Annotated in this window: 19 protein-coding genes, 6 tRNA genes and 2 pseudogenes; 25 read left to right on the top strand and 2 right to left on the bottom strand. The window is 35.2% G+C overall.

The features are described from left to right. Positions 1 to 1,456 precede the first annotated feature (1,456 nt). The 4 genes from OTK01_RS09725 (at position 1,457) to OTK01_RS09710 (ending at position 5,202) form a co-directional block, all read left to right on the top strand. Positions 1,457 to 1,666: a helix-turn-helix domain-containing protein gene (locus OTK01_RS09725; protein ID WP_029229214.1), complete on the top strand. Its 210-nt coding sequence runs from the start codon at positions 1,457 to 1,459 to the stop codon at positions 1,664 to 1,666. A 129-nt stretch (positions 1,667 to 1,795) separates the two neighbouring features. Next, entirely contained in the window at positions 1,796 to 2,656 is an 861-nt protein-coding gene (locus OTK01_RS09720; protein WP_029229215.1) for a bifunctional DNA primase/polymerase, read from the top strand. After that, positions 2,653 to 3,987 carry a helix-turn-helix transcriptional regulator gene (locus OTK01_RS09715; RefSeq protein ID WP_029229216.1) on the top strand — a complete coding sequence of 445 codons (1,335 nt, stop codon included), beginning with the start codon at positions 2,653 to 2,655 and terminating at the stop codon, positions 3,985 to 3,987. Before OTK01_RS09720 ends, OTK01_RS09715 begins: the two co-directional genes overlap by 4 nt. 201 nt (positions 3,988 to 4,188) lie before the next feature. After that, positions 4,189 to 5,202, top strand: a complete 1,014-nt coding sequence (locus OTK01_RS09710) for a tyrosine-type recombinase/integrase (protein ID WP_029229217.1) — start codon at positions 4,189 to 4,191, stop codon at positions 5,200 to 5,202. A 19-nt stretch (positions 5,203 to 5,221) separates the two neighbouring features. On the opposite strand, the gene OTK01_RS09705 is transcribed toward OTK01_RS09710, so the two are convergent. Further along, a tRNA-Pro gene (locus OTK01_RS09705) sits at positions 5,222 to 5,298 on the bottom strand. Between the two features lie 99 nt (positions 5,299 to 5,397). On the opposite strand from OTK01_RS09705, the gene OTK01_RS09700 reads away from it, so the two are divergent. From OTK01_RS09700 to OTK01_RS09605, 20 genes and pseudogenes are all read left to right on the top strand, one after another. Continuing rightward, a complete protein-coding gene (locus OTK01_RS09700) occupies positions 5,398 to 5,862 on the top strand; it encodes a ribonuclease FAU-1 family protein (protein ID WP_029229218.1) in 465 nt (154 codons plus the stop codon). A 9-nt stretch (positions 5,863 to 5,871) separates the two neighbouring features. Next, the gene (locus tag OTK01_RS09695; RefSeq protein WP_029229219.1) at positions 5,872 to 6,669 is read left to right on the top strand and encodes a dihydropteroate synthase; all 798 of its coding nucleotides are present in this window, start codon (positions 5,872 to 5,874) and stop codon (positions 6,667 to 6,669) included. A 24-nt stretch (positions 6,670 to 6,693) separates the two neighbouring features. Next, positions 6,694 to 7,995: a DUF512 domain-containing protein gene (locus OTK01_RS09690; RefSeq protein WP_029229220.1), complete on the top strand. Its 1,302-nt coding sequence runs from the start codon at positions 6,694 to 6,696 to the stop codon at positions 7,993 to 7,995. Next, a complete protein-coding gene (der, locus tag OTK01_RS09685; RefSeq protein WP_029229221.1) occupies positions 7,992 to 9,314 on the top strand; it encodes a ribosome biogenesis GTPase Der in 1,323 nt (440 codons plus the stop codon). Before OTK01_RS09690 ends, der begins: the two co-directional genes overlap by 4 nt. Next, positions 9,311 to 9,919 (top strand): glycerol-3-phosphate 1-O-acyltransferase PlsY, encoded by a 609-nt coding sequence (plsY, locus tag OTK01_RS09680; RefSeq protein WP_013433166.1) that lies wholly within the window; start codon positions 9,311 to 9,313, stop codon positions 9,917 to 9,919. The genes der and plsY overlap by 4 nt, the downstream gene beginning before the upstream one ends. 5 nt (positions 9,920 to 9,924) lie before the next feature. Beyond that, the gene (locus tag OTK01_RS09675) at positions 9,925 to 10,653 is read left to right on the top strand and encodes a class I SAM-dependent methyltransferase (RefSeq protein ID WP_013433165.1); all 729 of its coding nucleotides are present in this window, start codon (positions 9,925 to 9,927) and stop codon (positions 10,651 to 10,653) included. Positions 10,654 to 10,726: 73 nt separating this feature from the next. After that, positions 10,727 to 10,927: a cold-shock protein gene (locus OTK01_RS09670; protein WP_014041996.1), complete on the top strand. Its 201-nt coding sequence runs from the start codon at positions 10,727 to 10,729 to the stop codon at positions 10,925 to 10,927. A gap of 97 nt (positions 10,928 to 11,024) precedes the next feature. Next, positions 11,025 to 11,879 (top strand): Hsp33 family molecular chaperone HslO, encoded by an 855-nt coding sequence (gene hslO, locus OTK01_RS09665; RefSeq protein ID WP_014041997.1) that lies wholly within the window; start codon positions 11,025 to 11,027, stop codon positions 11,877 to 11,879. A gap of 168 nt (positions 11,880 to 12,047) precedes the next feature. Further along, positions 12,048 to 12,123 (top strand) — tRNA-Val (locus tag OTK01_RS09660). Positions 12,124 to 12,131: 8 nt separating this feature from the next. Next, positions 12,132 to 12,208, top strand: a tRNA-Asp gene (locus tag OTK01_RS09655). 16 nt (positions 12,209 to 12,224) lie between these two features. After that, positions 12,225 to 12,300: transfer RNA gene (locus OTK01_RS09650), tRNA-Phe, on the top strand. 13 nt (positions 12,301 to 12,313) lie between these two features. Continuing rightward, positions 12,314 to 12,389, top strand: a tRNA-Gly gene (locus OTK01_RS09645). Between the two features lie 23 nt (positions 12,390 to 12,412). Then, a tRNA-Cys gene (locus tag OTK01_RS09640) sits at positions 12,413 to 12,487 on the top strand. Between the two features lie 128 nt (positions 12,488 to 12,615). Beyond that, a pseudogene (locus tag OTK01_RS09635) lies at positions 12,616 to 14,321 on the top strand (IS1182 family transposase). Between the two features lie 104 nt (positions 14,322 to 14,425). Beyond that, on the top strand, positions 14,426 to 16,561 hold the full coding sequence (locus tag OTK01_RS09630; RefSeq protein ID WP_029229137.1) for a sodium-translocating pyrophosphatase: 2,136 nt from the start codon (positions 14,426 to 14,428) through the stop codon (positions 16,559 to 16,561). A 187-nt stretch (positions 16,562 to 16,748) separates the two neighbouring features. Further along, positions 16,749 to 17,075, top strand: coding sequence for a hypothetical protein (locus OTK01_RS09625; protein ID WP_013433162.1), 327 nt, complete (start codon positions 16,749 to 16,751; stop codon positions 17,073 to 17,075). A 620-nt stretch (positions 17,076 to 17,695) separates the two neighbouring features. Further along, positions 17,696 to 17,827 (top strand): hypothetical protein, encoded by a 132-nt coding sequence (locus tag OTK01_RS09620; RefSeq protein WP_269011596.1) that lies wholly within the window; start codon positions 17,696 to 17,698, stop codon positions 17,825 to 17,827. Between the two features lie 118 nt (positions 17,828 to 17,945). Next, positions 17,946 to 19,223 (top strand): radical SAM/SPASM domain-containing protein, encoded by a 1,278-nt coding sequence (locus OTK01_RS09615; RefSeq protein ID WP_029229136.1) that lies wholly within the window; start codon positions 17,946 to 17,948, stop codon positions 19,221 to 19,223. A 24-nt stretch (positions 19,224 to 19,247) separates the two neighbouring features. Next, entirely contained in the window at positions 19,248 to 19,889 is a 642-nt protein-coding gene (locus OTK01_RS09610) for an ATP-binding cassette domain-containing protein (RefSeq protein WP_029229135.1), read from the top strand. Position 19,890: 1 nt separating this feature from the next. Further along, complete coding sequence (locus tag OTK01_RS09605; RefSeq protein ID WP_029229134.1) at positions 19,891 to 21,129, top strand: hypothetical protein; 1,239 nt, start codon at positions 19,891 to 19,893, stop codon at positions 21,127 to 21,129. A 314-nt stretch (positions 21,130 to 21,443) separates the two neighbouring features. Here OTK01_RS09605 and OTK01_RS13355 read toward each other — a convergent pair. Next, positions 21,444 to 21,746 (bottom strand): annotated as a pseudogene (locus OTK01_RS13355) (transposase); the annotation flags it as partial. A 400-nt stretch (positions 21,747 to 22,146) separates the two neighbouring features. Here OTK01_RS13355 and gatC point away from each other — a divergent pair. After that, on the top strand, positions 22,147 to 22,431 hold the full coding sequence (gene gatC, locus OTK01_RS09600; RefSeq protein ID WP_013433157.1) for an Asp-tRNA(Asn)/Glu-tRNA(Gln) amidotransferase subunit GatC: 285 nt from the start codon (positions 22,147 to 22,149) through the stop codon (positions 22,429 to 22,431). Positions 22,432 to 22,454: the final 23 nt, after the last annotated feature.

The raw sequence follows: 22,454 nt of genomic DNA, 5'->3' as shown, positions 1-22,454 counted from the left end.
AACCTGCACGTGGAAGTTTACACGAGGGGGGGTTATCAAAGGGACATTTTGACCTTTTGAAGGTTGACAAGTGTAACAAAATCAAAGTTTAGCGTGACAGCGTGTTACTGATAAAAGAAACAAACAAGCTTAACAAGAGAAACAGAATACAAGAGAAGTTTAACAGCAGTAACAGAAGAGAAGAAAAACCTTGTCAGAGTTGTTTTTGACCGCAGCGGTCAAAGTGTAACAAGGGTAACAAAACGCAAAGAGGAAGTAACAGGGGTAACAGCTTTTGAGGTGTCGAAAATGTCAAGTTGTGTCAAGAAAGCTGCCTTGCTTAATTGTTTGCCAGTAAAGGAAGCTTCTAATATTGCGGGATTTTGAGCTTTGGGACAGTTGACTTTATAATGCTGCAACATTTTGCAACATTTAAGAGACCTTTTAAGACACAGCCAGCACTTGAGTTTACTGATGTGGCGGGCTTTTTCGAGTGTTAAAAAGTGTTAACCTTTGTTAACGTTTTAAACAGCATTGGCAAAGACACACTCTTAACAGCCGACGAAATTCGCATGTTTGGATATGCTAAGAAATGCTAAGGACTGAATGAACAAGGTAGCAAAAGAGAACTTGCTAACAATTGCTAACATTTTAGGACGTCGCACTTCACGACATCCTTTGTTATTCCGAGATTTCCGAGTCCCTAAAAAGGGATAGGGTATTGCAAATCTCTACAACTTTTCATTGGGGACCAGCGAGCTGGAGCTTGCGTATGCAACCGCAAGTTTTCAAAATTTTTTGGAATTTAGATGCTCTTATCAGATTTTGCCTTGAATTTTGAGTTTTTAAGAAGTTTTAGGCTGCAAAGAACTGCTTAGTAAAACTTAAGGTTTTGGACTTGAAAAAACTTGAGGATTACAAACCAGTAGCAAAGTTAGAAGCCAGGCGTCCAGTATTAAACATTTTTGCTAATCCTACCGTCGTTTTATGAGGCATACCTAAAAAGCAGGGTGATTATTTATATGTCCAAATCATTTTGAAGCGTTTTAGAGGCTTTTTATGAGGTTTGCAATTGCATTCAAGGTTGAGCTGATAAAGACAAGAACTAATAAAGAGAGCAGAAAGAATAAAAAGGCAAGGTGAATATCAGAGTTTCACTTTTACCATTTTTAAAAAATGGAACAAAACCAAGTAAAAAAAAACATGGTAGAAAAGAAAGAGATAAGAAAATCATAAGTCAATATAAGGCTAAGTATGACATAAACAAGCAAATAGGTAACTTCCTGTTTGCACAAAACTATAATTTTGTGCAATGTATGTTTAATTTTATACTGCGAAAATTTCTTGTGGATAATTAAAATATTTTTCCCTATTGATGTGGACCAAAAAATGTGATATATACAATAGTGGATATGGTATAGTCTCAGAGTGAGACAAACTATATATGGCACGAAATAAATGTTTGGAGGTAAGAGGCATGAATATGCTTGAAAAACTGAGAAAAGAGAGAAACCTGAGCATCTCTAAGCTCTCAATTTTGACAGGACTGAACTACAATATCTTGTGGCAAACAGAGAAAGGGTACCGCAAGGCATACCCAAAAATGGTTGAAGCTTTATCAAAGTTTTTTGAGATTGAGCCACAGGAAATTTTTGAAGCTGATGGGACACCTAAAAAGGTCTCTTGAGGCGAAATAAAAAATTTTGATATTCGGTCATCAAAAAAATCAAAAGTATTGAAACTTTTAATTTAATGATACCAGAAGGGAAATTAAAGTGCAATACATTATGAAACGAAAAGGAAAGAGGTGAAAAAAATGAGCAACGAAAACCAAAATCTTAAGATGTTACGTGCAGCAATAGCATATGTTGAAAGACTGAACTGGGCAGTCTTACCTTTACACTCAATTGTAGATGGACAATGTACTTGTGGCAAGAGAGATTGTCCAAACGCAGGAAAACACCCACTTGGCGAGCTTGTACCCAATGGAGTTAAGGACGCAACAAAGGACAAAAAGAAGGTAAAGGAATGGTGGTTAAAAAGACCATGGGCTAATATTGGCATTGCGACAGGTAAGATATCTGGATTCTTTGTTTTGGATGTTGACGGTGAGATAGGAAAGGAAGAATTAAGAACACTTGAGGTTGAACACGATAAGCTTCCTGATACTGTTGAACAGCTTACAGGCAGCGGTGGAAAGCATATACTCTTTAAATATCCTTCTGATGTTGTAGTACCTAACAAAGTTGGTTTCATTCCCAAGGTGGACATTAGGAGCGATGGAGGTTACATTGTTGTAGCTCCATCCATTCATAAAAGTGGCAACCAATACATGTGGGAAGCTTCCAGCCATCCATTGGAGGTTGAAATAGCCGAGCCTCCAAAATGGTTGATTGATATGATAGTCGAAAAACCTTTAACAGATGTGAAGCGACCACCTGAATGGTGGAGAAAATTAGCGCAGGGTGTACCTGAGGGGTACAGAAATATGTCGGCTGCCTCTCTTATGGGGTTATTGCTGAGGAAAAGAATAAATCCTGTCTTAGCCACTATGTTGGTTTTAGCTTGGAATAGGGAATATAACAAACCACCAATGGATGATAAAGAGGTTTTAAGAGTATGTGAGTCCATTGCTAAAAGAGAAATGCAGAGGTTACAAGGGGGGATGAACCAGTGAGCTATATAGCTGAGCTTGAAAATCTCTTTAATTCTACCCAAGAAACAGAGGATTTTGACAGTATTGAGATACAGGAATTCCCTCAACCTATGCCAAAGGATGTTTACAGGGGTGTAGGCGGTGCGGTTGTGAATTATCTCAAGGATTTCACAGAAGCAGCACCTGAAGCTTTGCTCATTAACTTCTTAGTAGCCTTTGGGAACATGGTAGGAAGGCGGGCGTGGCTTGAAGTAGGAGGCGACAGGCATTATCCAAATCTTTTTGCGGTATTGGTCGGCGATACTGCAAGTGGGCGAAAAGGGTCAAGCTGGTCAATTATAGAGAGAGTTTTTGAAAAGGTAGACCAAAGCTATATTTTGAACAATGTACGAAATGGTACAGTTTCGGGGGAAGGCATTATATACCATGTTAGGGACCCTATCTTTAAATGGGACAAGAACTCTGAGACTTATGAAATGATAGACCCAGGCGTTGAGGATAAGAGGTTACTTATTATTGAGTCTGAGTTTGCCTCTCTTCTTAGGGTTATGAAAAGAGAAGGGAATACACTTTCTCCATTGCTCAGAAATGCATGGGATGGTAAAGCTAAACTTGAAACATTATCTAAAACAAACTATGCCAGAGCTACGAATGCGCATATCTCATTGATAGGGCACATTACTTTTGATGAGCTGAAAAAAGAACTGTCGGACGTGGAGAAAATGAACGGTTTTGGCAATAGGTTTTTATGGTTATGTGTTAGGAGAAGCAAACTATTGCCAAATCCTCCACAAATACCTGAGGATAAACTTACAGGCTTAGGGCTATGGATAAAGGACATGGTGGCAAAAGCACCAGAAGGACCAATTTCAAAAACTGATGCAGCCAAAGAAGTGTGGGCACTTATATATGAAAAATACGCAGACAAGGGGGAAGGTGAAACAGCAGCTTTAATAGGCAGAGCAGAGGCACAAATCTTGAGACTGAGCCTTATATATGCCTTAATGGATGGTAGCGATAGAATTACACCTGAACATATCTGTACCGCAAGGTTGGTATGGGACTATTGCCAAAAGTCTGTTGAATTCATTTTTAGTGAATTCAACAGAGAAAAAGAAAGCTCAATGGTTTTAAATTTATTGACCGCACTCAAGGACAAACCATTGAGCCAGAGCGAAATAGCTATAAATGTATTTAAAGGGCACATTACCGCAAATAAGCTTGTAAAACTGCTAAAAAAGTTAAATGCGCAGGGTTTAATAGAAGCTAAAAAAGAAAAAACAGCAGGCAGACCTAAAACACTTTGGTCTTTGACAGACGCAGGAGCAAAAAAACTTCAATCTATTGCTTAAAAACTTTTTTAGCACTTTTAAAATGCACAAAAACCCCTTAACTCAAAGGCTGGGGACTTTTTTAGCACTTTTTTAGCAGCCACTTGCTAAAAAAGTCCTCACCTTCAACCGTTGAAGATTCTGAATTACAAACTTTTTTAGCTTTTTTAGCTTTTTTAACAAGCAATAATTTTAAAGCTCTTCATCAAGGAGGTCACAACAATGGCAGCAAGTAAAACACAAAAGGCATCTACCTATAACCCAAGCTCTAAAATATCTTTAGGTGACTGGTTAGACATCTGGATGAACCAGTTTTTAAAAATAAGAATTAGACAAACCACCTATGACAATTACACACTTCTTATCAGAGTTTATATCAAGCCACATTTAGGGCATATTTGCCTTGATGAATTAACACCTTTGGACATTCAACAGTTTTATAACAAGCTCTTAAATGAAGGCTTTTCAGCCAAGACTGTTAAGAACGTTCACATTGTCATTCATTCAGCATTGAAACAAGCAGCAAAATGTGGTTACATAAATCAAAATGTATCTGAAGCGGTCTCATTACCCAAGGTTGAACGACCAGAAATAAATACTCTCTCAGCCGAGCAAGTAACAATCTTTTTACAGGCTGCCAAAGATGACCCTCTTTATCCTGCTTTCTTGTTAGAGCTTTATACTGGTCTTAGGCGTGGCGAACTGTTAGGGTTAAAATGGGATGATATAGACTTTAATAACTGTACCATCCATGTTCAAAGGTCATTGGTGAGAGTATACGACCAAGCTCATAAAACCAAACTTGTATTACAACCACCTAAGACTAAAGCAGGCTATAGGGTGATTCCTATTCCTAACTTTGTGGCAGATACATTAAAAGAGCTTTATAACAAGCACCAAGCCATAAAACAACAGCAACCAGATTACAACTCTTTAAACTTGGTGTTTGTAACAACACAAGGCACACCTATTGACCCACGCAATTTTGAGAGAAAATTCAAACAGCTTTTGAAAAAGGCAAACCTGCCAAACATCAGATTGCACGACCTAAGACATACAGTAGCCACGTTATTATTACAACAGAATGTACATCCCAAGATTGTGCAAGAAATTTTAGGACATAGAGACATCTCAACCACTTTAGACATCTACAGTCATGTGAACCTTGAACTTAAAAAGCAAGCCACAAACTGTTTAGAGAGCCTACTCAACCTTGGTACTATTCAAGAAAATTGAAAAACTTAGTTATTTAGAATGGTCGGGATGACAGGACTTGAACCTGCGACCTCTTGGTCCCGAACCAAGCGCGCTACCAAACTGCGCCACATCCCGACCTCTTGCTTTATATGTCTTTTAAAATGAAGTTTACAAATCTCTATTTATCATTATATAATAATTTTCAAAAAAATCAATCGAAAAAGGGGAATAAAATTGAAGCTTATAAGAAAAAGATTTTATCCAGAAGAGGAGATAGATATCTCATCTGACCAAATTGTCTATCTTGACGATATGATATTGGTCACCAAATGGCTGCCAATCAAAAAAAGAGAGGATATCAAATGGGGAGCTTCTTGCATATACTTTGACAAAGGAATAAAAATTAGCAAGGTCTATGGACATGATGATAGACTAATTTATACCTATTGTGATATCATTAATACACGGAAAGATGAAGAAAAGATTATTACAGAAGATTTGCTTGTTGATGTTGTGGTGTATCCTGACGGCAGCTACAGAATAATGGACATAGATGAGCTTGTAATGCTGAGAAGAGAAAATAAAATCTCTGAAGAGATTGTTTTGGATGCGCTTCACAAGCTCAATTTTCTTTTAAACGACATTTACAATGGCTTTGAACTGGACAAGGTAGAAGAGTATCTTAAGAAAAAGGAGTGAAAACACAGAATGATAATTATTGGTGAGAAAATAAATTCAACAGTCAAAAACGTTGCAGAGGCTATAAAAAATGAAGATTACAATTTCATAGTATCTCTTGCAGAAAAACAGGCAAAAGCAGGTGCTCATTATATAGATGTAAACGCTGGGGCGTTTGTTGACATTGAGGCGGAAATACTAAAAAAGATGGTTCAAAACATTCAAAGCAAAGTTGACACCCCACTTTCAATTGACAGTCCACGACCAGAGGTAATTTCCGAGGTTATGAAAGTCTACAAAGGGCAAAGAGCAATTTTCAATTCTGTCATATATGAGCAAGGAATCTTAAATAAAGCTTTGCCTGTGATAAAAGAGTACAACATGAAAGTTGTTGCACTTTTGATGGAAGACAGTGGCATTCCAGAAGACCCTCAAAGTAGGCTTGAGATAGCAAAACGACTTGTTGACAGATTTGACAAGGAAGGAATCTTGCTTGAGGACATATTTTTAGACCCCATGGTTCAGCCAGTTTCTGTGGATAAAAGATATGTTGATATTGCGCTTGAGACAATCAGGCTTTTGAGGAATGAGTTTGAGAATGTAAATATTATATGCGGCCTTTCAAATATATCTTTTGGCTTGCCAAAAAGAAGGTGGATAAACAGAGCGTTTTTGCCCATTGCAATATATTTTGGACTCAACAGCTGTATTGCTGACCCTCTTGATGATGTTTTAATGAAGCTCATTTATGCTTCTGAGACTTTGTCTGGGCAGGATGAGTTTTGCATGGAATATATAACAAAAGCACGGGAAGGTTTTTTAGATTAAAAAAGTATATGAAAAGGTGAAAAGATGTTAAAGGTTTCGAGAGTGTTTGAGGGAAGCTTAGCTTACAAATGTGGTATCAAAGAAGGAGATATAATTTTGAACATAAACGGCAACAAGCTCAATGACCTTCTTGACTACATGTATTACTCTAAGGATGACACTCTTTTGATAGAATATATGAGAGATGGCAAAATCCAAAAAATAGGACTTATAAATAGGAAATTAAAGCCTATGGGGATAGAATTTGAGTATGAGAATGTAAAAAGGTGCACAAACAAATGTATATTTTGTTTTATTGACCAGCTTCCCAAAGGAATGAGAGATACTCTCTATATCAAAGATGATGACACCGTTCTCTCGGTTTTAAGTGGTAACTATATCACCCTTACAAACCTGACACAAAAAGATTTTGAGAGAATAGTTAAGTTTCACTTGAGCCCCTTGAAAATCTCTGTGCACACAACAGACCCACAGCTGAGACAATTTATTCTCAAAAATCCCAAAGCTTCTTTGATTTTAGAGCAACTTGAATATTTGTCAAGCCACAACATTGAATTTGATGTACAAATAGTCTTGATGAAAAATATCAACGATAAAGATAATCTTGATAAGACCATATCAAGCCTTGCAAATTTTTATCCAAACCTTCGGTCTATTGCGGTTGTGCCTGTTGGACTTACCAAATATAGAGAGGGGCTTTTTGAGCTTGAGCCTTTTTCAAAAGAGGATGCAAAAGAGGTTATTTTACAAATCTCAAAATGGCAAAAAGAGTTTAAAAGAAGATTTGGAACCAAACTTGTATTTGCTTCAGATGAGTTTTATGTGAAGGCGGAAGAGAAAATACCTGATTATAGATTTTATGAAGATTTCAGACAGATTGAAAATGGGGTGGGTCTTCTTGCCCTTTTTAGAAAACAGTTTTTAAGTAGTTTAAAAAAACTAAAGCCAAATGTTAAAATAAAAAAACGTATAACCCTTGTGACATCTGTGGCAGCATATAAGTTTATGAAAGAACTAATTGAGACTTTCAACCAGAAATACCCAAATATAAAGGTTGATGTTGTGGCTGTGGTCAATCATTTCTTTGGCGAAAATGTGACTGTTGCAGGGCTTTTGACAGGCCAGGATATTATAAGCCAGCTAAAGTGCAGAGAACTTGGAGATTATGTTTTAGTCCCTGCATGTGCTCTCAATCATGAAAATAAATTCTTGGATGATGTTCATATAGATGATGTTGCCAAAGAGCTAAAAAAGGCTGTGTACGCTGTGCAAAATCATGGCAGAAAACTTTTGTATTACCTTTTGAAAGGTGGTGAGAAAAATTGAAGCCAACAGTTGCAATAGTTGGAAGACCTAATGGGGGCAAGTCAACACTTTTTAACAGGCTCATTGGCGAAAGACGGGCAATTGTGGATGATACACCGGGTATTACCCGTGACAGGATAATTGGTGAGACAGAATGGAGAGGAATAACTTTTAATGTGATTGACACGGGCGGAATTGAACCATACTCTGAAGACATAATACTAAAACAAATGAGAAGGCAAGCCCAGTTTGCAATTGATATGTCTGACGTGATTATTTTCATGGTTGATGGTAAAACTGGGCTTACCGATGCAGACAGAGAAGTTGCCAACATGCTCAGAACTTCGAAAAAGCCAATTGTTCTTGCTGTAAATAAGATTGATAATATTTCACAGCAGGCTATGATATATGAGTTTTATGAGCTTGGACTTTCTGACCCGATAGCTATGTCTGCTGAGCACGGAACAGGAGTTGGAGATGTTTTAGATGCAGTTGTTAATTATTTAGATAAAGAGGGAATAAATGAAATAGAGGAAAGTACAATAAAGGTGGCGATAATAGGAAAGCCAAACACAGGAAAGTCCTCTCTTGTAAATTATATTCTTGGTGAGGAAAGGGTTATTGTGAGCGATATTCCAGGAACGACGCGCGACGCGATAGACTCTACATTTGAATTTGAAGGCATTCCTATAACTTTGATTGACACGGCAGGACTTAGACGAAAAAGCAAGATATATGACAACGTGGAAAGGTACAGCATGCTGAGAACTCTTCAGGCAATAGAAAGAAGTGATATCTGTATAATTTTACTGGATGGAACAGAAGATGTATCTGAACAGGATGCAAAGGTTGCAGGATATGCTTATGAGGCTGGGAAAGGATGTATTGTTGCGGTCAACAAATGGGATGCTGTTGAAAAAGATGAAAAAACAGCAGATGAGTATAAAAAACAGATAGAAGAAAAGCTCAGCTTTTTAAAATTTGCACCTGTACTTTTTATTTCGGCAAAAACAGGGTTCAGAGTCAAGAAGCTACTTGAAACAGTACTGTATGTATATGGCAATTATACGCGAAGAATAACTACCGGGCAGCTCAACGATGTTTTAGCGGAGGCAACAACAATATATCAGCCACCGAGCGACAAAGGAAAGCAGCTAAAAATCTATTACATGACTCAAGTGGGGGAAAAGCCGCCCAAAATAGCTATTTTTGTTAATAGCAAGGACCTGTTTCATTTTTCATATCAAAGGTATATTGAGAATTATCTGAGAAAGACATTTGACTTTACGGGAGTTCCGATAATATTTCTTATTAGAGAGAAAGGGGAACAGGACAAATGAAAGCACTTCAGATTTTGATTGTGCTTGCGGTAGGTTATTTGCTGGGAAGTGTTCTTCCGGCGCTCATAATTAGCAAGATGGTAAATGGTATTGATATTAGAAAGTATGGGAGTGGAAATCCTGGAACAACAAATGTTTTGAGGACTCTTGGAATTGGTCCTGCAATTTTGGTTTTTGCAATTGACGTTTTAAAAGGTGTTGTTGCAACCCTGTTTGCAAAGATAGTTATGCCAGATGACGTTGTGCTTGGTGTTACTTTGGCTGGATTTGCGGTTATTTGGGGGCATACTTTCCCACTTTATTTCGGGTTCAGGGGAGGAAAGGCAGCGGCAACTTCAATTGGTGTTGCACTTGTTGCAACCCCAGTTATAACGCTTGTTGTTATTGCACTGGCACTTATTGTTTTGCTGCTCAAAAGGTACATGTCTTTGACAGTGATTGTTGGAGCAATTTTGTATTTCTTTGCAGTTTTGATATTTGCAAGAGAGTATTGGTTTTTAGCTTTAATTATTTTGGTGGTTATAATCATCAGGCACAGGGAAAATATTAAAAGGCTTTTAAATGGCACAGAAAGAAAGGTAGGGGAGAGGGTTAAGCTTCAATAATTAAGATGAATTCGTATAGTAAAATAGCTACTTACTATTCAAAATTTTCGTCATTGTTTTTTAGTAAGAAAGACATTCTCAGATTTATAGAAAAAAGTTTTTTGGATTATGGGGTTAAAAAAGACTGTAAGATATTGGACATAGGATGTGCAGATGCCAAACTGCTATTTCTTTTAAAACGAAGAGGTTTTAAAAAACTTTATGGGATTGATATTTCTTCAAAGATGATAAACCTTGCTTTCAAAAGAGCCGTTTTAAAAGGGATAAAGCTTTACAATCTAAATTTTTTGAATTTTACGTCCAGAAAGAAGTTTGAGGCTGCTCTGTGTACAATGGATGTTGTAAATCACGTTCCTAAGAAAGATGTATTTGACTTTTTTAAAAATGCTAATATTATTTTAAAGAAAAATGGAATACTTATTTTTGATATAAACACCAAAGAATATTTACAAAAGCTTGGCCGAAGAAGACTTATTGTCAAAAAACTTGGCGGCACACTTTTGGGATGGAAGTTCAACTTAACCTCAAGGTATTTAAAAATAGATTTTTCAGTAAGAGAAAGAAACGGTAAGAATATCTCTGAAGACGTATACCAGTTTATATACGACGAAGAATTTGTTGAGAATGTCTTAAAGGACTATGGTTTTGAGGTATTGCAAAAGGTATATGATTATAAATTTCCTTTTAAGACCAAATTTTCATCAAAAGTGTGTTATGTTTGTAAGAAAATTTGATGAATAATAATCTCTCAAAAAAGAGAATAATATCTTTTGTAAATTTACTTTTGAAGAAGGTGGATTTTTAAAGATGCGAGGTAGGGTAAAATGGTTTAATCCCGAAAAAGGGTATGGATTTATAAGTGCTGACAATGGTGAAGATGTGTTTGTGCACTTTTCTGCCATCAATATGGAAGGGTACAAGACACTTGCAGAGGGGCAGATGGTTGAGTTTGATATTGTGAAGACAGAGAGAGGCAATCAGGCTATGAATGTAAGGAAAGTAAAATGAGCTTCTGGCAGTTTTGCTGGAAGCTTTTTTGTTTTTGGATTAAAATAGACTATATATAAACTTTCTTGACAAATCAAATTTCGGAGGGAGAATTTATATGGCAAAAATCTTGAGAGCTCTGTCAAAAGACAAGAACATAGCAATCTTTATCATGGATTCAACAGATATAGTAGAGTATGCACGCAAAATACATAACCTTCCACCTATTCCTGCAGCAGCTTTGGGAAGGTTATTGACAGCAACATCTATGATGGGCGTTATGTTAAAAGGTGAAAATCATTCTGTGTCAGTTCAAATATCATGTTCAGGTGTGCTAAAAGGCTTGGTTGCTGTTTCTGACTCAAAAGGGAATGTAAAAGGATATGTAAAAAACAAAGAGGTGCTCACAGAGATTGATGAGAGAGGAAAGTTGAATGTCAAGGGTGCAATTGGAGAAGGGACGCTCACTGTAATAAAGGATTTGGGATTGAAAGAACCTTATATAGGTCAAATTGAGCTAATATCTGGCGAAATAGCAGAGGATATAACACACTATTTTGCTCTGTCAGAACAAATTCCTTCAGCTGTTGCGCTTGGTGTTCTAATTGACAGGGATGAGAGTATAAAGTCAGCAGGAGGATTTATTATTCAGGTTTTACCTGACACAGATGAAGATGTCATCTTGGAACTTGAGCAGAAATTGAAAAATTTTTCGAACATCTCATCAGTACTTGAAAATAAAAGCATTGAAGAGATTGTAAAAGAACTTTTTGGCAGAATAGAATATGAAGTTTTGGCAAGATATCAGCCAGTGTACAAATGTGACTGTTCTAAAGAGAAGGTGGAATCTATAATTCCGCTTTTAAAAGATGAAGAAATTTCAGATGACACCATCGAAATTGTGTGCAGTTTTTGCCAGAAAAAATACTACTTTTCAAAGGAAGAAGCTTTCAAAATTAAATATGGAGAATAATAAAGAGAAAAATCGAGATTTATTTAGCAATAGCGAGAAGAAGCTAAATTTTGAGCAAAAATAGCTGAATTTAAGAAAAATTTGCCCAAAAAATACTATTGAAAAAACCACGCATCTTAAGTATAATAAAACATGTCGCCGCTGATTGAAGCGGCGCTCAAAAAAAACGGGCGGTTAGCTCAGCTGGGAGAGCACCTGCCTTACAAGCAGGGGGTCGCAGGTTCGAGCCCTGCACTGCCCACCATATTGAAAGGCCCAGTAGCTCAGTCGGTTAGAGCGCCAGCCTGTCACGCTGGAGGTCGAGGGTTCGAGTCCCTTCTGGGTCGCCAACTAAAAATAAAATGTGCCTCGGTAGCTCAGTTGGTAGAGCAGAGGACTGAAAATCCTCGTGTCGGTGGTTCGATTCCGCCCCGAGGCACCACTTTTTAAGATGAGCGGGAATAGCTCAGGTGGTAGAGCGCTACCTTGCCAAGGTAGATGTCGCGGGTTCGAGTCCCGTTTCCCGCTCCAAAATTTTATATAAGAAAAAATATGGCGCCATAGCCAAGCGGTAAGGCAAGGGTCTGCAAAATCCTGATTCCCCGGTTCAAATCCGGGTGGCGCCTCCAATATGTGAAAGTTACCAAAGGGGCTGTCCAAAAAGACGAATGGACAGCCTCTTTAATTTTGTATTTTTGACATAGTGATATATTTTTGATATAATATATAAAAAATGATAACATGAGGTGATATACCAGTGGCTCGTAAACATGATAAAGTTGTCTTCAAAAATTACAACCCATACCAATATTTAATGCCTATCGACCCAGAAGCTTTTATACCTCAAAATCATTTGGTCAGAGTAATTGATAAAATCATTGATAAGATAGATATATCAACCGTAATGGAAAAGTACAAAGGTGGTGGTACAAGTAGTTACCATCCACTGATGTTATTAAAAGTTTTAATCTATGCTTACATACAAGGTATTTATTCATCAAGAAAAATAGCTCGGGCTTTACGTGAAAACATTACTTTTATGTGGCTCTCAAAATATCAAGCTCCTGATTTTAGGACTATCAACAGATTTAGAAAAGAAATTTTGGGGGATGCAATTGAAAATATCTTTGCCGAGGTGGTTAAACTCCTTATAGAGTTAGGATATGTAAACTTCGACTATTACTATCTTGATGGGACAAAAGTTGAAGCTAATGCAAACAAGTATTCTTTTGTTTGGGCTAAAAGCACAAAAACTTTCGAAAAGAAACTGAGAGAAAAAGTAAAAAACACTCTTGAAGAAATTGAAAGAATAAATGAAGAGGAAGATAAAGCATTAGGAGATTTAGATGTAAAATTGGAAGCTGACTATGATAGCAAGCAGTTAGAAGAAAAAATTGAGCAAATAAATCAAAGACTTGAGGAAGCTGAGTTTAAAAGTAAGAGAAAAGAAAAAAGAGTAAAGAAATTGGTAAAGGTATTGAAAAATGATTGCGTTTTCAGACTAAAAAAGTATGAGAATTATGAGACAATTTTAAACGGCAGGAACAGTTTCTCTAAGACAGACAATGATGCCACATTCATGAGGATGAAGGATGACCATATGAAAAATGGGATGCTAAAACCTGGATATAATGTTCAAATCGGCACACAGAACCGATTTGTAATAGGTTTTAGCATCCACCAAAGTCCCACAGATACTGTCTGCTTAAAAGAACATCTTGAGGCTGTGAAGAAGATGACAGGATTCACACCCAAGAATGTTGTAGCAGACAGTGGCTATGGGTCTGAAGAAAACTATCTTCATCTGAAAGAATGTGGCATAAATAGCTATATTAAGTATAACACATTTGACTTGGAGCAGACAAGAAGATTTAAAAAGGATATTTTTAATGTAAAGAACTGGGAGTACATAGTTGAAGAAGATGCCTATGTTTGTCCAGCTGGTAAGAAGGTTAAATATTTGTATCCGAAGATAAGTGTAAATGAGAGAGGATTTGTAAGCTATGAGAAGGTATATCAATGTGAAGAGATTTGCAATGGCTGTGAACACAGAGAAAAATGTTATAAAGGTAGAAGATGGAAGAAGAGATTTAGTGTAAGACCAAGGTTAGAAAAATTGAAGGAAGAGGTAAGACAAAGACTATTGAGTGAAGAAGGCAAAGAGATTTACAATAAAAGGAAGGTAGAAGTTGAGACAGTATTTGGGATAATAAAGAACAATAAAGGATTTAGGAGATTCCTGCTCAGGGGCTTAAAGGGTGTAAAGCTTGAGTGGGGTTTGGTTTGTATTGCCTATAACATAGAAAAATTAGCAAAGATAATGATAGAGGGTTGGGGTAAAACTGTCGCCCAACCCTCTTTTTGTTTGCTTTATAACTTAATATTGGTATTTAATACCACAAAACGTCCTTTTTGGTTATTAAAAATTATTGTTTTGGGACAGCCCCTTTTTTATTTTTCTGAAGAAGGATTTTTAACCTTTGCGTAGAATAAAAATATATTGTACGCTTTTTTAAAGGTCGTCAAATTATTGACAAAAAATTTTATTCTAAAGAGGAGGGATTGATGTGGGAGCCTACATAGCTTTAATCTATGGAGTCATTGTATTTGCAATTCTTGTAATCATTGGTCTTGTCAGATTTATCTTCTCACAAGAAAAAGGTAATGAAAAAATGCAGGAGATTGCAGGTGCAATCAGAGAAGGTGCCATGGCATTTTTAAACAGGCAGTACAAAACTATTGGTATTCTTGCATTGATTGTTGCCATTATAATCATCATTGCAAACTACTTTGGTAACCTTTCAAAAGGTTCGTCACAGGCTGCTTCAATTGCTTTTCATATAGGTTTTGCTTTTATAACAGGTGCACTTTGCTCAGCAATATCTGGGTATTTGGGAATGTATATTGCAGTAAATTCTAATGTCAGAGCTGCAGCAGGTGCAAGGAAAGGTTTAAATAGAGCCTTGCAGATAGCTCTTCGTGGCGGTGCTGTGACAGGTTTGGCTGTGACCGCACTATCGCTTTTGGGTGTTGCAACACTGTTTTTACTCTACGGAGGAGCTTCTGGAAAAGAAAATCTTATAAAAGAAGCACCTTCGCTGATTGTCGGTTTTGGATTTGGTGCGTCGTTTGTGGCTCTGTTTGCTCAGCTGGGCGGTGGAATATACACAAAGGCTGCTGACGTTGGCGCTGACCTTGTAGGTAAAGTGGAGGCAGGAATTCCTGAGGATGACCCAAGGAACCCAGCTGTTGTTGCTGACCTTGTTGGTGACAATGTTGGAGACTGCGCAGGCCGTGGTGCAGACCTTTTTGAGTCAACAGCGGCAGAAAATATAGGTGCTATGATATTGGGTGTTGCTCTTTATCCTGTATTCGGATGGAAGGGGATTTTGTTCCCGCTTGTTGCACGTGCTATAGGTATTGTATCGTCTGTTATTGGTCTTTTCTTTGTCAATACAAAGGATGAAAGCAAAGACCCAATGAAAGCTTTGAACAAGGGCTATTTTGTTACAACAATACTGAACTTGATAGTATTGATTTTCATAGTAAAAGCAATGCTTTCTGGCAAGCTTCCAAACGGTCAAGAGGTTAACTGGTGGCTTTTGTATGGCTGTGCAGTTACAGGAATTATACTGAGCTATATTTTCGTATGGCTTACAGACTTTTATACCTCATACCACTACAGACCTGTTCAGGAGATAGCTAAAGCTTCAACAACTGGTCCTGCAACAAATATCATTACAGGTATGTCTGTTGGTATGGAATCAACAGCATTGCCGGTTATATTTATCTCAATTGCAATTTATATCGCATACAAGCTTGGTGAACATGCACTTCCCGGGTTTGCAAACGGAGGACTTTACGGCACAGCTATTGCTACAATGGGTATGCTTTCAACCTGTGCATACATTTTAGCAATGGATACATTTGGACCGATTACAGACAATGCAGGCGGTATCACTGAGATGTCAGGTGCACCTGAAGAGGTAAGAAACGTTACAGACAGACTTGATGCTTGCGGCAATACCACAAAAGCATTGACAAAAGGTTATGCAATTGGTTCTGCGGCACTTGCAACTTTCTTACTTTTCTCTGCTTACCTTGATGAGGTTAAAAAGATTTTGGGAAGACCACTTGAGTCTTGGTTCTCTGTTGATATTGGAAAACCTGAAGTGTTCATCGGTGCATTTATAGGTGCGATGGTTGTTTACCTTTTCAGCTCAACAGCAATAAGGGCGGTTGGAAGAGCTGCTCAGTATGTTATCTTGGAAGTAAGAAGACAGTTCAAAGAGATACCTGGTATTATGGAAGGAAGAGCAAAGCCTGACTATGCAAAGTGTGTTGATATTGTTACAAAAGGTGCTTTGAAAGAAATGGTTGTTCCTGGAATGATAGTTGTAATTGCACCTATTTTGGTTGGAATTTTACTTGGAAAAGAAGCAGCAGCAGGCTTTTTAATGATAGGTACAATTGCAGGTGTGATTTTGGCACTTTTCCTCAACAACGGTGGTGGTGCATGGGACAACGCAAAGAAGTTCATAGAGCTTGGCAACTACGGTGGTAAGAGGTCTGATGCACACAAGGCAGCAGTTGTTGGCGACACAGTTGGTGACCCATGCAAAGACACAGCAGGTCCGTCTTTGCATGTGCTTGTCAAGCTCATATCAACAATTACTCTTGTGTTTGTATCGCTTTTTAGATAAAGATTTATTGAGAAAATAGAAGCAAAAGGGAAGAAGGGAAACTACAGCCCTTCTTCCCTTTTTTATTTTTGAGAATTGAAGCTAAGGATTGAATTTAAGTTTGCTTATACAGAAAATAAATTAAAGTTGTTAAACAATTTTCAAAAATGGTATAATAAAATTAGGAAATGAATAGGGGGGAGCACAGATGGGCCTTTTTGGTTTAGGTGTTCCAAAACAGATAAAAGAATTGGGACGCGACATCTGTGAGCCGCTTGAGGTTGAGTACATTGAAGGTCATCCTGATATCAAGTATCAAGGCAGAATGAAGCTGCATGTGTGTCAGAATGGTTTTTATCTGATTGACCCGTCTAAAAAGCATTTCGGTGTTGTCAAATGGACAGACTTTAAAGATGCTTATCCGAGCAAGACAGGTGACAGGAGAACAGTAATTGCAACAAAGGATTATAAGATTTACTTACTTGGTATTGAAGAAAGGGTTTGCGAGGTTCTGACAAAGAGAATGGCAAGCTAAGAGGTGTAAGTTTATATTCAAAGGGTACTTTTTAAAGAAAGGGGGCTGCCCAAAAAGATAAGTGGACAGCCCCTTTCTTACAATATATAGTGTTTATTTATTTAGTTTTATCTATATATTGCGAAATGAAAATTTTAAAATTTTGTTTTTAAACAGCATCTTCATTTAATTTTGAACTTAATATGTCAAAATGATTACTCTTCCATGAAAGTATATGAGTAGTGAGACTCTTTCAACTTCAAATTATAAAGAAAACTAAAGAAAAATTGAGTTAGCAAAAGAAATAGAGAGCTGAGCTCAAAAAATGAGATTTAGTAAAAAAAAAAAGCGAAAATTGAAGTTTGACATGAATGGAAGCTATTGTATAGAATTTTAGCAGAAAAAGTAAGGGGATAAATGGTCAGAAGATCAATTGTAGTAATAATACTAATAAAACAAGAAAAACAAGCACAAAAACTAACTTAAGCATGAAGATAGGGAGAATGAGAGAAAAATACTATTATGTAAACAGAGTGGTATGCTAAAATTAGAGTAATTTTAATATTAATTTATGGTCACAACCTCTACTGTGCGCACTGGGGGTGTGATAAAAAAAATAAAAAACATGAGGAGGGTTGAAAATGGAACTTCCTGTTTTTAAAGGAACACAAAAAGCAGCATGTGCAGCATGCACTTTACCAGGTCTTGTTTTAAACCCTTTGATGGTTTCTTTTCCTGTATGTGTTCCAATACAAGTTGCTATCTTAACATAATATGTGATTTTAATACAGGTAGAGAGGAACCTCAGTGTAAAGAGGTTCCTCTTTTAAAGTCTTTTTGAAATTTTTGTTTATAAATTTAAAGCAAATTTGTTGGTGGAGGTAAATTAACATGTATCCTATATTGAAGGACAATTGTATACTTGTTAAACAAAAGGGAGACTCATTATTACATTGCTTTAATAGCATGGGAATTACTACAGAATTAATAAACAAAACTGCTGCCGAAATTTTGGAATTATGCGATGGATCTAAAACGCTTTCTGAAATTTCAGATATTATAGCAAAAAAGTATAATGAATCACATGACAAGGTAAACAATATTGTAAAGAATTTCATAGATGTATGTATTGAAAAAGGCTATGTTGAAATAAAAGGAGAAAAAATTGATAAATCATGTCAAAAAGCTAAAGGTAGTTTTGATTTATACGTTCCCTCTTTGGTAACTCTTGAGGTTACGAAAAGATGTAATTTTGAGTGTTTGCATTGCTATAATCAAGTTGATATTAGTCATAAGGAGTTGACATTGGATGAGATTAATGATATATTTGGACTTTTGTCGGAATATGGTGTTATGAAATTGATAATTACTGGTGGAGAACCTACTCTAAGAAAGGATTTAACAAAAATAATAGAAAAAGCTTCAAGAAAATTTAAATTAGTTACGGTTATTAGTAATGGCTATTTTATAACTGATGATTTTGTAAATAATATTGGTGAATATAAAAATGTAATATTTCAGATTAGTATAGATGGATTAGAAGAGACTCATGATTTAATAAGAGGTAAAAAAGATTCTTTTAAAAGAGCTTTAGAAGCTATTAATAGATTGAATAAAAAAAATATTTATACTGTAGTAGCCTGCACGATAAACCAGTTAAATTTTAGTGAGTTGGCTTTGTTAACAGAAGTTGTTAAAAAGTCAGGAGCAAAACAAATTAGATTTGGAATTCTGATGTATTTAGGAAAAGCAAAGGAGAATCAATATTTGTTTCCAAAGATGCCTTTAGAAAATATTATAAAAATAGTTAATAATTTGAAAAAGAAGTATCAAGATGAGAACTTTTTTGTAGGTGATGCAGATTTCAAAACCGATACTTTGGCATCACAAAATAACTGTGGTGCGGGATATCAATTATTATATATCGATTCTGAAGGCAATGTGTTTCCATGTCCATCATTTAGATACTATTTGGGAAATGTGAGAACTGATAGTCTTTATAATATATTATCTAGCTCTAAATTGGATGTATTAAAGAATTTAGAATCACCAGGCAGTGCATTATGTAGTGAGTGTCGTAATTCGGTATATTGTCATAGTTGCTCTGGTGTTGCATATTCTCTTGATTTTTATAAATGTAGATGGAAAGAACAACTAAGAACTAACTAAGTAACTTTTCGGAGGGTAATTATAATGTCTATTCCACTTTATATTGCCACTGAACTAACAAAAAAATTTGGAAATAAAACAGTTATAGATAAACTGAGTTTTAAAATATATCAAAATGAATTTGTTTATTTAAGAGGAGCAAATGGAGTAGGGAAGACTACACTACTAAATATTATTGCAAAGTTAGATAATATATGGGATGGTGAGTTAAAGTTTAAAGACATAAGCTTAAAAAAAATAAAATTACATAATTATCCAATTAGTTATATGCCTGATGAGCCTATTTTTTACGAGGGTTTGACAGTAAAAGAGCATTTGAACTTTATAGCCTCAATGTATGGTTTTAAAAGCGAGGATGCAAGAGAAATTACAAGTATTTATGTTAATGTGTTTAAATTAAAAGAATATTTAAATTACTTGCCTTCTCAACTTTCGAGGGGTAATAAGCAAAAGGTAATGTTATGTTGTGCTTTACTAAAAGATTTTGAAGTATTAATAGCTGACGAGCCATTTAATTTTTTAGATTCTGATTCTATTAAATCCTTAACCGAGATATTATCCATAATAAAAAGGAGTGGAAAAACTATAATATTAACTTCGCACGAAGTTGAATATATAAAGAGTTTAATAGACAGAGAGATTCAACTTAAAAGGAGAGTAGAATAAAGTGTTAAAGTTGCTGTTTATTGAATGTAAAGATAAACTGCGAATGAATATATTAGTATTTAGGCGTTTTGGGATAATACTGATATTAGGATTGATACTGTTATTTGGGATACTGCCAAGTTTAGTTGATATAGATTTTTCTAATAAACTTAATCATGCTGTAAATAGATGGATAGTTTTCGTAGCTGTTATATTGTTTTTTGTGTTAAAAACATTTGTAACTAAAAATACTAACATATATATTTGTATACCTACATTTATGCATTTTTATTCACAAAAAACTTATAGACTTGGACTTGCAGTAATAATTAGATTTATTAATTACTTAATTTCGAGAAGTCTTTTATTTTACTTTTTATATAAAATCGCAGTATACTTATTTAGTAATAGTGTATATTATTTTGGAACAAAGGAAATTTTTCTTCTATTTATTGTAACAGATATTTTTTCTGAGTTGATCAAGTTTATTTGCTCGTTTACTTTTTATTCAAAATATTCTTTCTTAATAAAAACGTTATCGTTGTTAACTTTTATTTTATTAATTTACGTTTTAGAAAAAAAGGTTCTTCTTGTATTTTTAGTAGTTGAAATATTATTAATACCTGTAATTTTAAAAAACGTTGATATACAAAAATTTCTAAATTATGGCAAAATAATATATAAATCTAACTGGGGATTTGCAAGAGGTGACTGGGGATTGCTTGTAGAAGTGGGTGAAGAATACAAAAAGTTGATTGATTTTGGTGAAAAGAAATCTTGTGATTTGTTATTGTCATTTCCCTTTAATATTTTTTTAAACCAATTTTTGATTTTAAAAAGAGTCTATTTAAAGCAATTAATACTACTATTACTAATAATAGTATTATCAGCCATTACTCTGCCAAAATTGCAATTAAGTGTACAACTATATTGCTATTTTATCAATCATAGCTTTATGTTATTTTACCTTTTATTATTCTATTTGATGGACACAAAAGGGCATATGTATTTTTATATGCACAGATTGAACATCTTACAATTAACATTTTCTGCGGTGTTTTTCGTACTTTTTAATATACTTTTGAACCTCTTACTACTTGCTTTTTTACAACCGTCATGGTATTACAAAGTAATTTGGTATTTAGTATTAGATTCACTCCTGTTTTTTGCGTTAAAAATTTTTTGGCAAAAGGAAAAAGTTAAGTTCTTATTGTTATGTAGCGTAATAATTCTCCAAGGCCTGTTCTTAAAATTAAGCTGATTATTAAATTTTTATTGTGTTGACAGTATAACATGATTAGTTTCTATTACAATTTCTTATGTACTTGTTAGAGTAGCTGTTAACAATAAACACTAAAACACCAAAATCGTTCCAATTATTACGCATATATTAAAGTGAAAAATTTACTTATTTTACTATTTCACTATCATTCGGTGGTAAAATTTCCGAATGGAAAGTTTGAAAGATAATTTGCTTTTCTAAAAAAACAAAAGCAAATATTGTATTAATTTAAAATTATTAGAAACAACAATAACCTTACCTTCTGCTTTCTCCATAAAAAGGTCCATATATCAACTATATTTACTCTTTAATTTTCTGCAAAGGTTACAAAATTTATAAATAGCTTCATCAAAGGAAGAAGAGAACTTTATTTTGTTAGATTCTCTATTAAATTCTGCGGAATCAACTTTGCTCATGTATTTGTGGATATTTTTCTGTAAATGAAAAAAAAAGAGTTAATAGTCCGCATATTATTGTATAGCTTTTATATTCATGATAATCCTTGGGAAATCATCGATTACAATTACTAAAACTAGTTTAAGATCATGATTTATCAGGTCTTCAAAAGCTTTATTCCAATCAGCTTTACTTTCTTTAGCAGGGAGTAATATTTTTACTTACATTGGTTATATCTTTTATTCAACAACTTCATGCTAAAATTGAAAAAGTTGGAGATAAAATTATTGCAACAACCCACAAACATACCAATTGGCTATGTGGGAAGATAATTTATTAAAATTAGGTTAAGAGATAAAAATTGATGCGAGCAGAGGATTTTTATACAAATACTTTAGATCTGTGAAATTGTAAAAGGTATATAGATATTAATACCAAAAGCTTCCTTCTTAGTATTGAAAGAGTATAAGAGCCTAAGTGGGAGGCTTTATTTTTTTAGATGATGCTCTTCTTCTTTTTCCTTGATAATGAGATTTTTTTACTATAAAATAAAAAAGAGTAGCAAAAAAGTTTTTAAAACAAAAGGAGATGAGATAAGACATGATTACAAGAGATGATGTTGAATATGTTGCAAACCTTGCAAGGCTGACATTAACTGAAGAAGAAATAGAGAAGATGACAAAAGAGCTTGGGGCTATAATCGAGTTTGCAAATAAGCTATCTGACCTTGACACAAAGGATGTTGAACCAACCGCACATGTTCTTAACCTTTACAATGTGTTTAGAAGCGATGAGGTAAAACCTTCGTATCCGCGCGAAAAGATTTTACAAAACGCTCCTTCCCACGACGATGTTTGTATAAAAGTTCCGAAAATTGTGGAATAAATCTTTATTTGTAAGGAGGCTAA

The sequence above is a fragment of the Caldicellulosiruptor acetigenus genome (assembly GCF_026914305.1).
Lineage (GTDB): Bacteria > Bacillota > Thermoanaerobacteria > Caldicellulosiruptorales > Caldicellulosiruptoraceae > Caldicellulosiruptor > Caldicellulosiruptor acetigenus.
The sequence above is the reverse complement of the archived record's forward strand: the minus strand, read 5'-3'. Positions and strand labels throughout refer to the sequence as shown.

Coding starts and splice junctions, on each gene's coding strand:
- OTK01_RS09710 (WP_029229217.1), top strand. CDS start 4,189: ATGGCAGCAAGTAAAACACAAAAGGCATCTACCTATAACCCAAGCTCT.
- hslO (WP_014041997.1), top strand. CDS start 11,025: ATGGCAAAAATCTTGAGAGCTCTGTCAAAAGACAAGAACATAGCAATC.
- plsY (WP_013433166.1), top strand. CDS start 9,311: ATGAAAGCACTTCAGATTTTGATTGTGCTTGCGGTAGGTTATTTGCTG.
- OTK01_RS09690 (WP_029229220.1), top strand. CDS start 6,694: ATGTTAAAGGTTTCGAGAGTGTTTGAGGGAAGCTTAGCTTACAAATGT.
- OTK01_RS09720 (WP_029229215.1), top strand. CDS start 1,796: ATGAGCAACGAAAACCAAAATCTTAAGATGTTACGTGCAGCAATAGCA.
- OTK01_RS09620 (WP_269011596.1), top strand. CDS start 17,696: ATGGAACTTCCTGTTTTTAAAGGAACACAAAAAGCAGCATGTGCAGCA.
- OTK01_RS09725 (WP_029229214.1), top strand. CDS start 1,457: ATGAATATGCTTGAAAAACTGAGAAAAGAGAGAAACCTGAGCATCTCT.
- OTK01_RS09610 (WP_029229135.1), top strand. CDS start 19,248: ATGTCTATTCCACTTTATATTGCCACTGAACTAACAAAAAAATTTGGA.
- OTK01_RS09625 (WP_013433162.1), top strand. CDS start 16,749: ATGGGCCTTTTTGGTTTAGGTGTTCCAAAACAGATAAAAGAATTGGGA.
- OTK01_RS09670 (WP_014041996.1), top strand. CDS start 10,727: ATGCGAGGTAGGGTAAAATGGTTTAATCCCGAAAAAGGGTATGGATTT.
- gatC (WP_013433157.1), top strand. CDS start 22,147: ATGATTACAAGAGATGATGTTGAATATGTTGCAAACCTTGCAAGGCTG.
- OTK01_RS09675 (WP_013433165.1), top strand. CDS start 9,925: ATGAATTCGTATAGTAAAATAGCTACTTACTATTCAAAATTTTCGTCA.
- OTK01_RS09695 (WP_029229219.1), top strand. CDS start 5,872: ATGATAATTATTGGTGAGAAAATAAATTCAACAGTCAAAAACGTTGCA.
- OTK01_RS09615 (WP_029229136.1), top strand. CDS start 17,946: ATGTATCCTATATTGAAGGACAATTGTATACTTGTTAAACAAAAGGGA.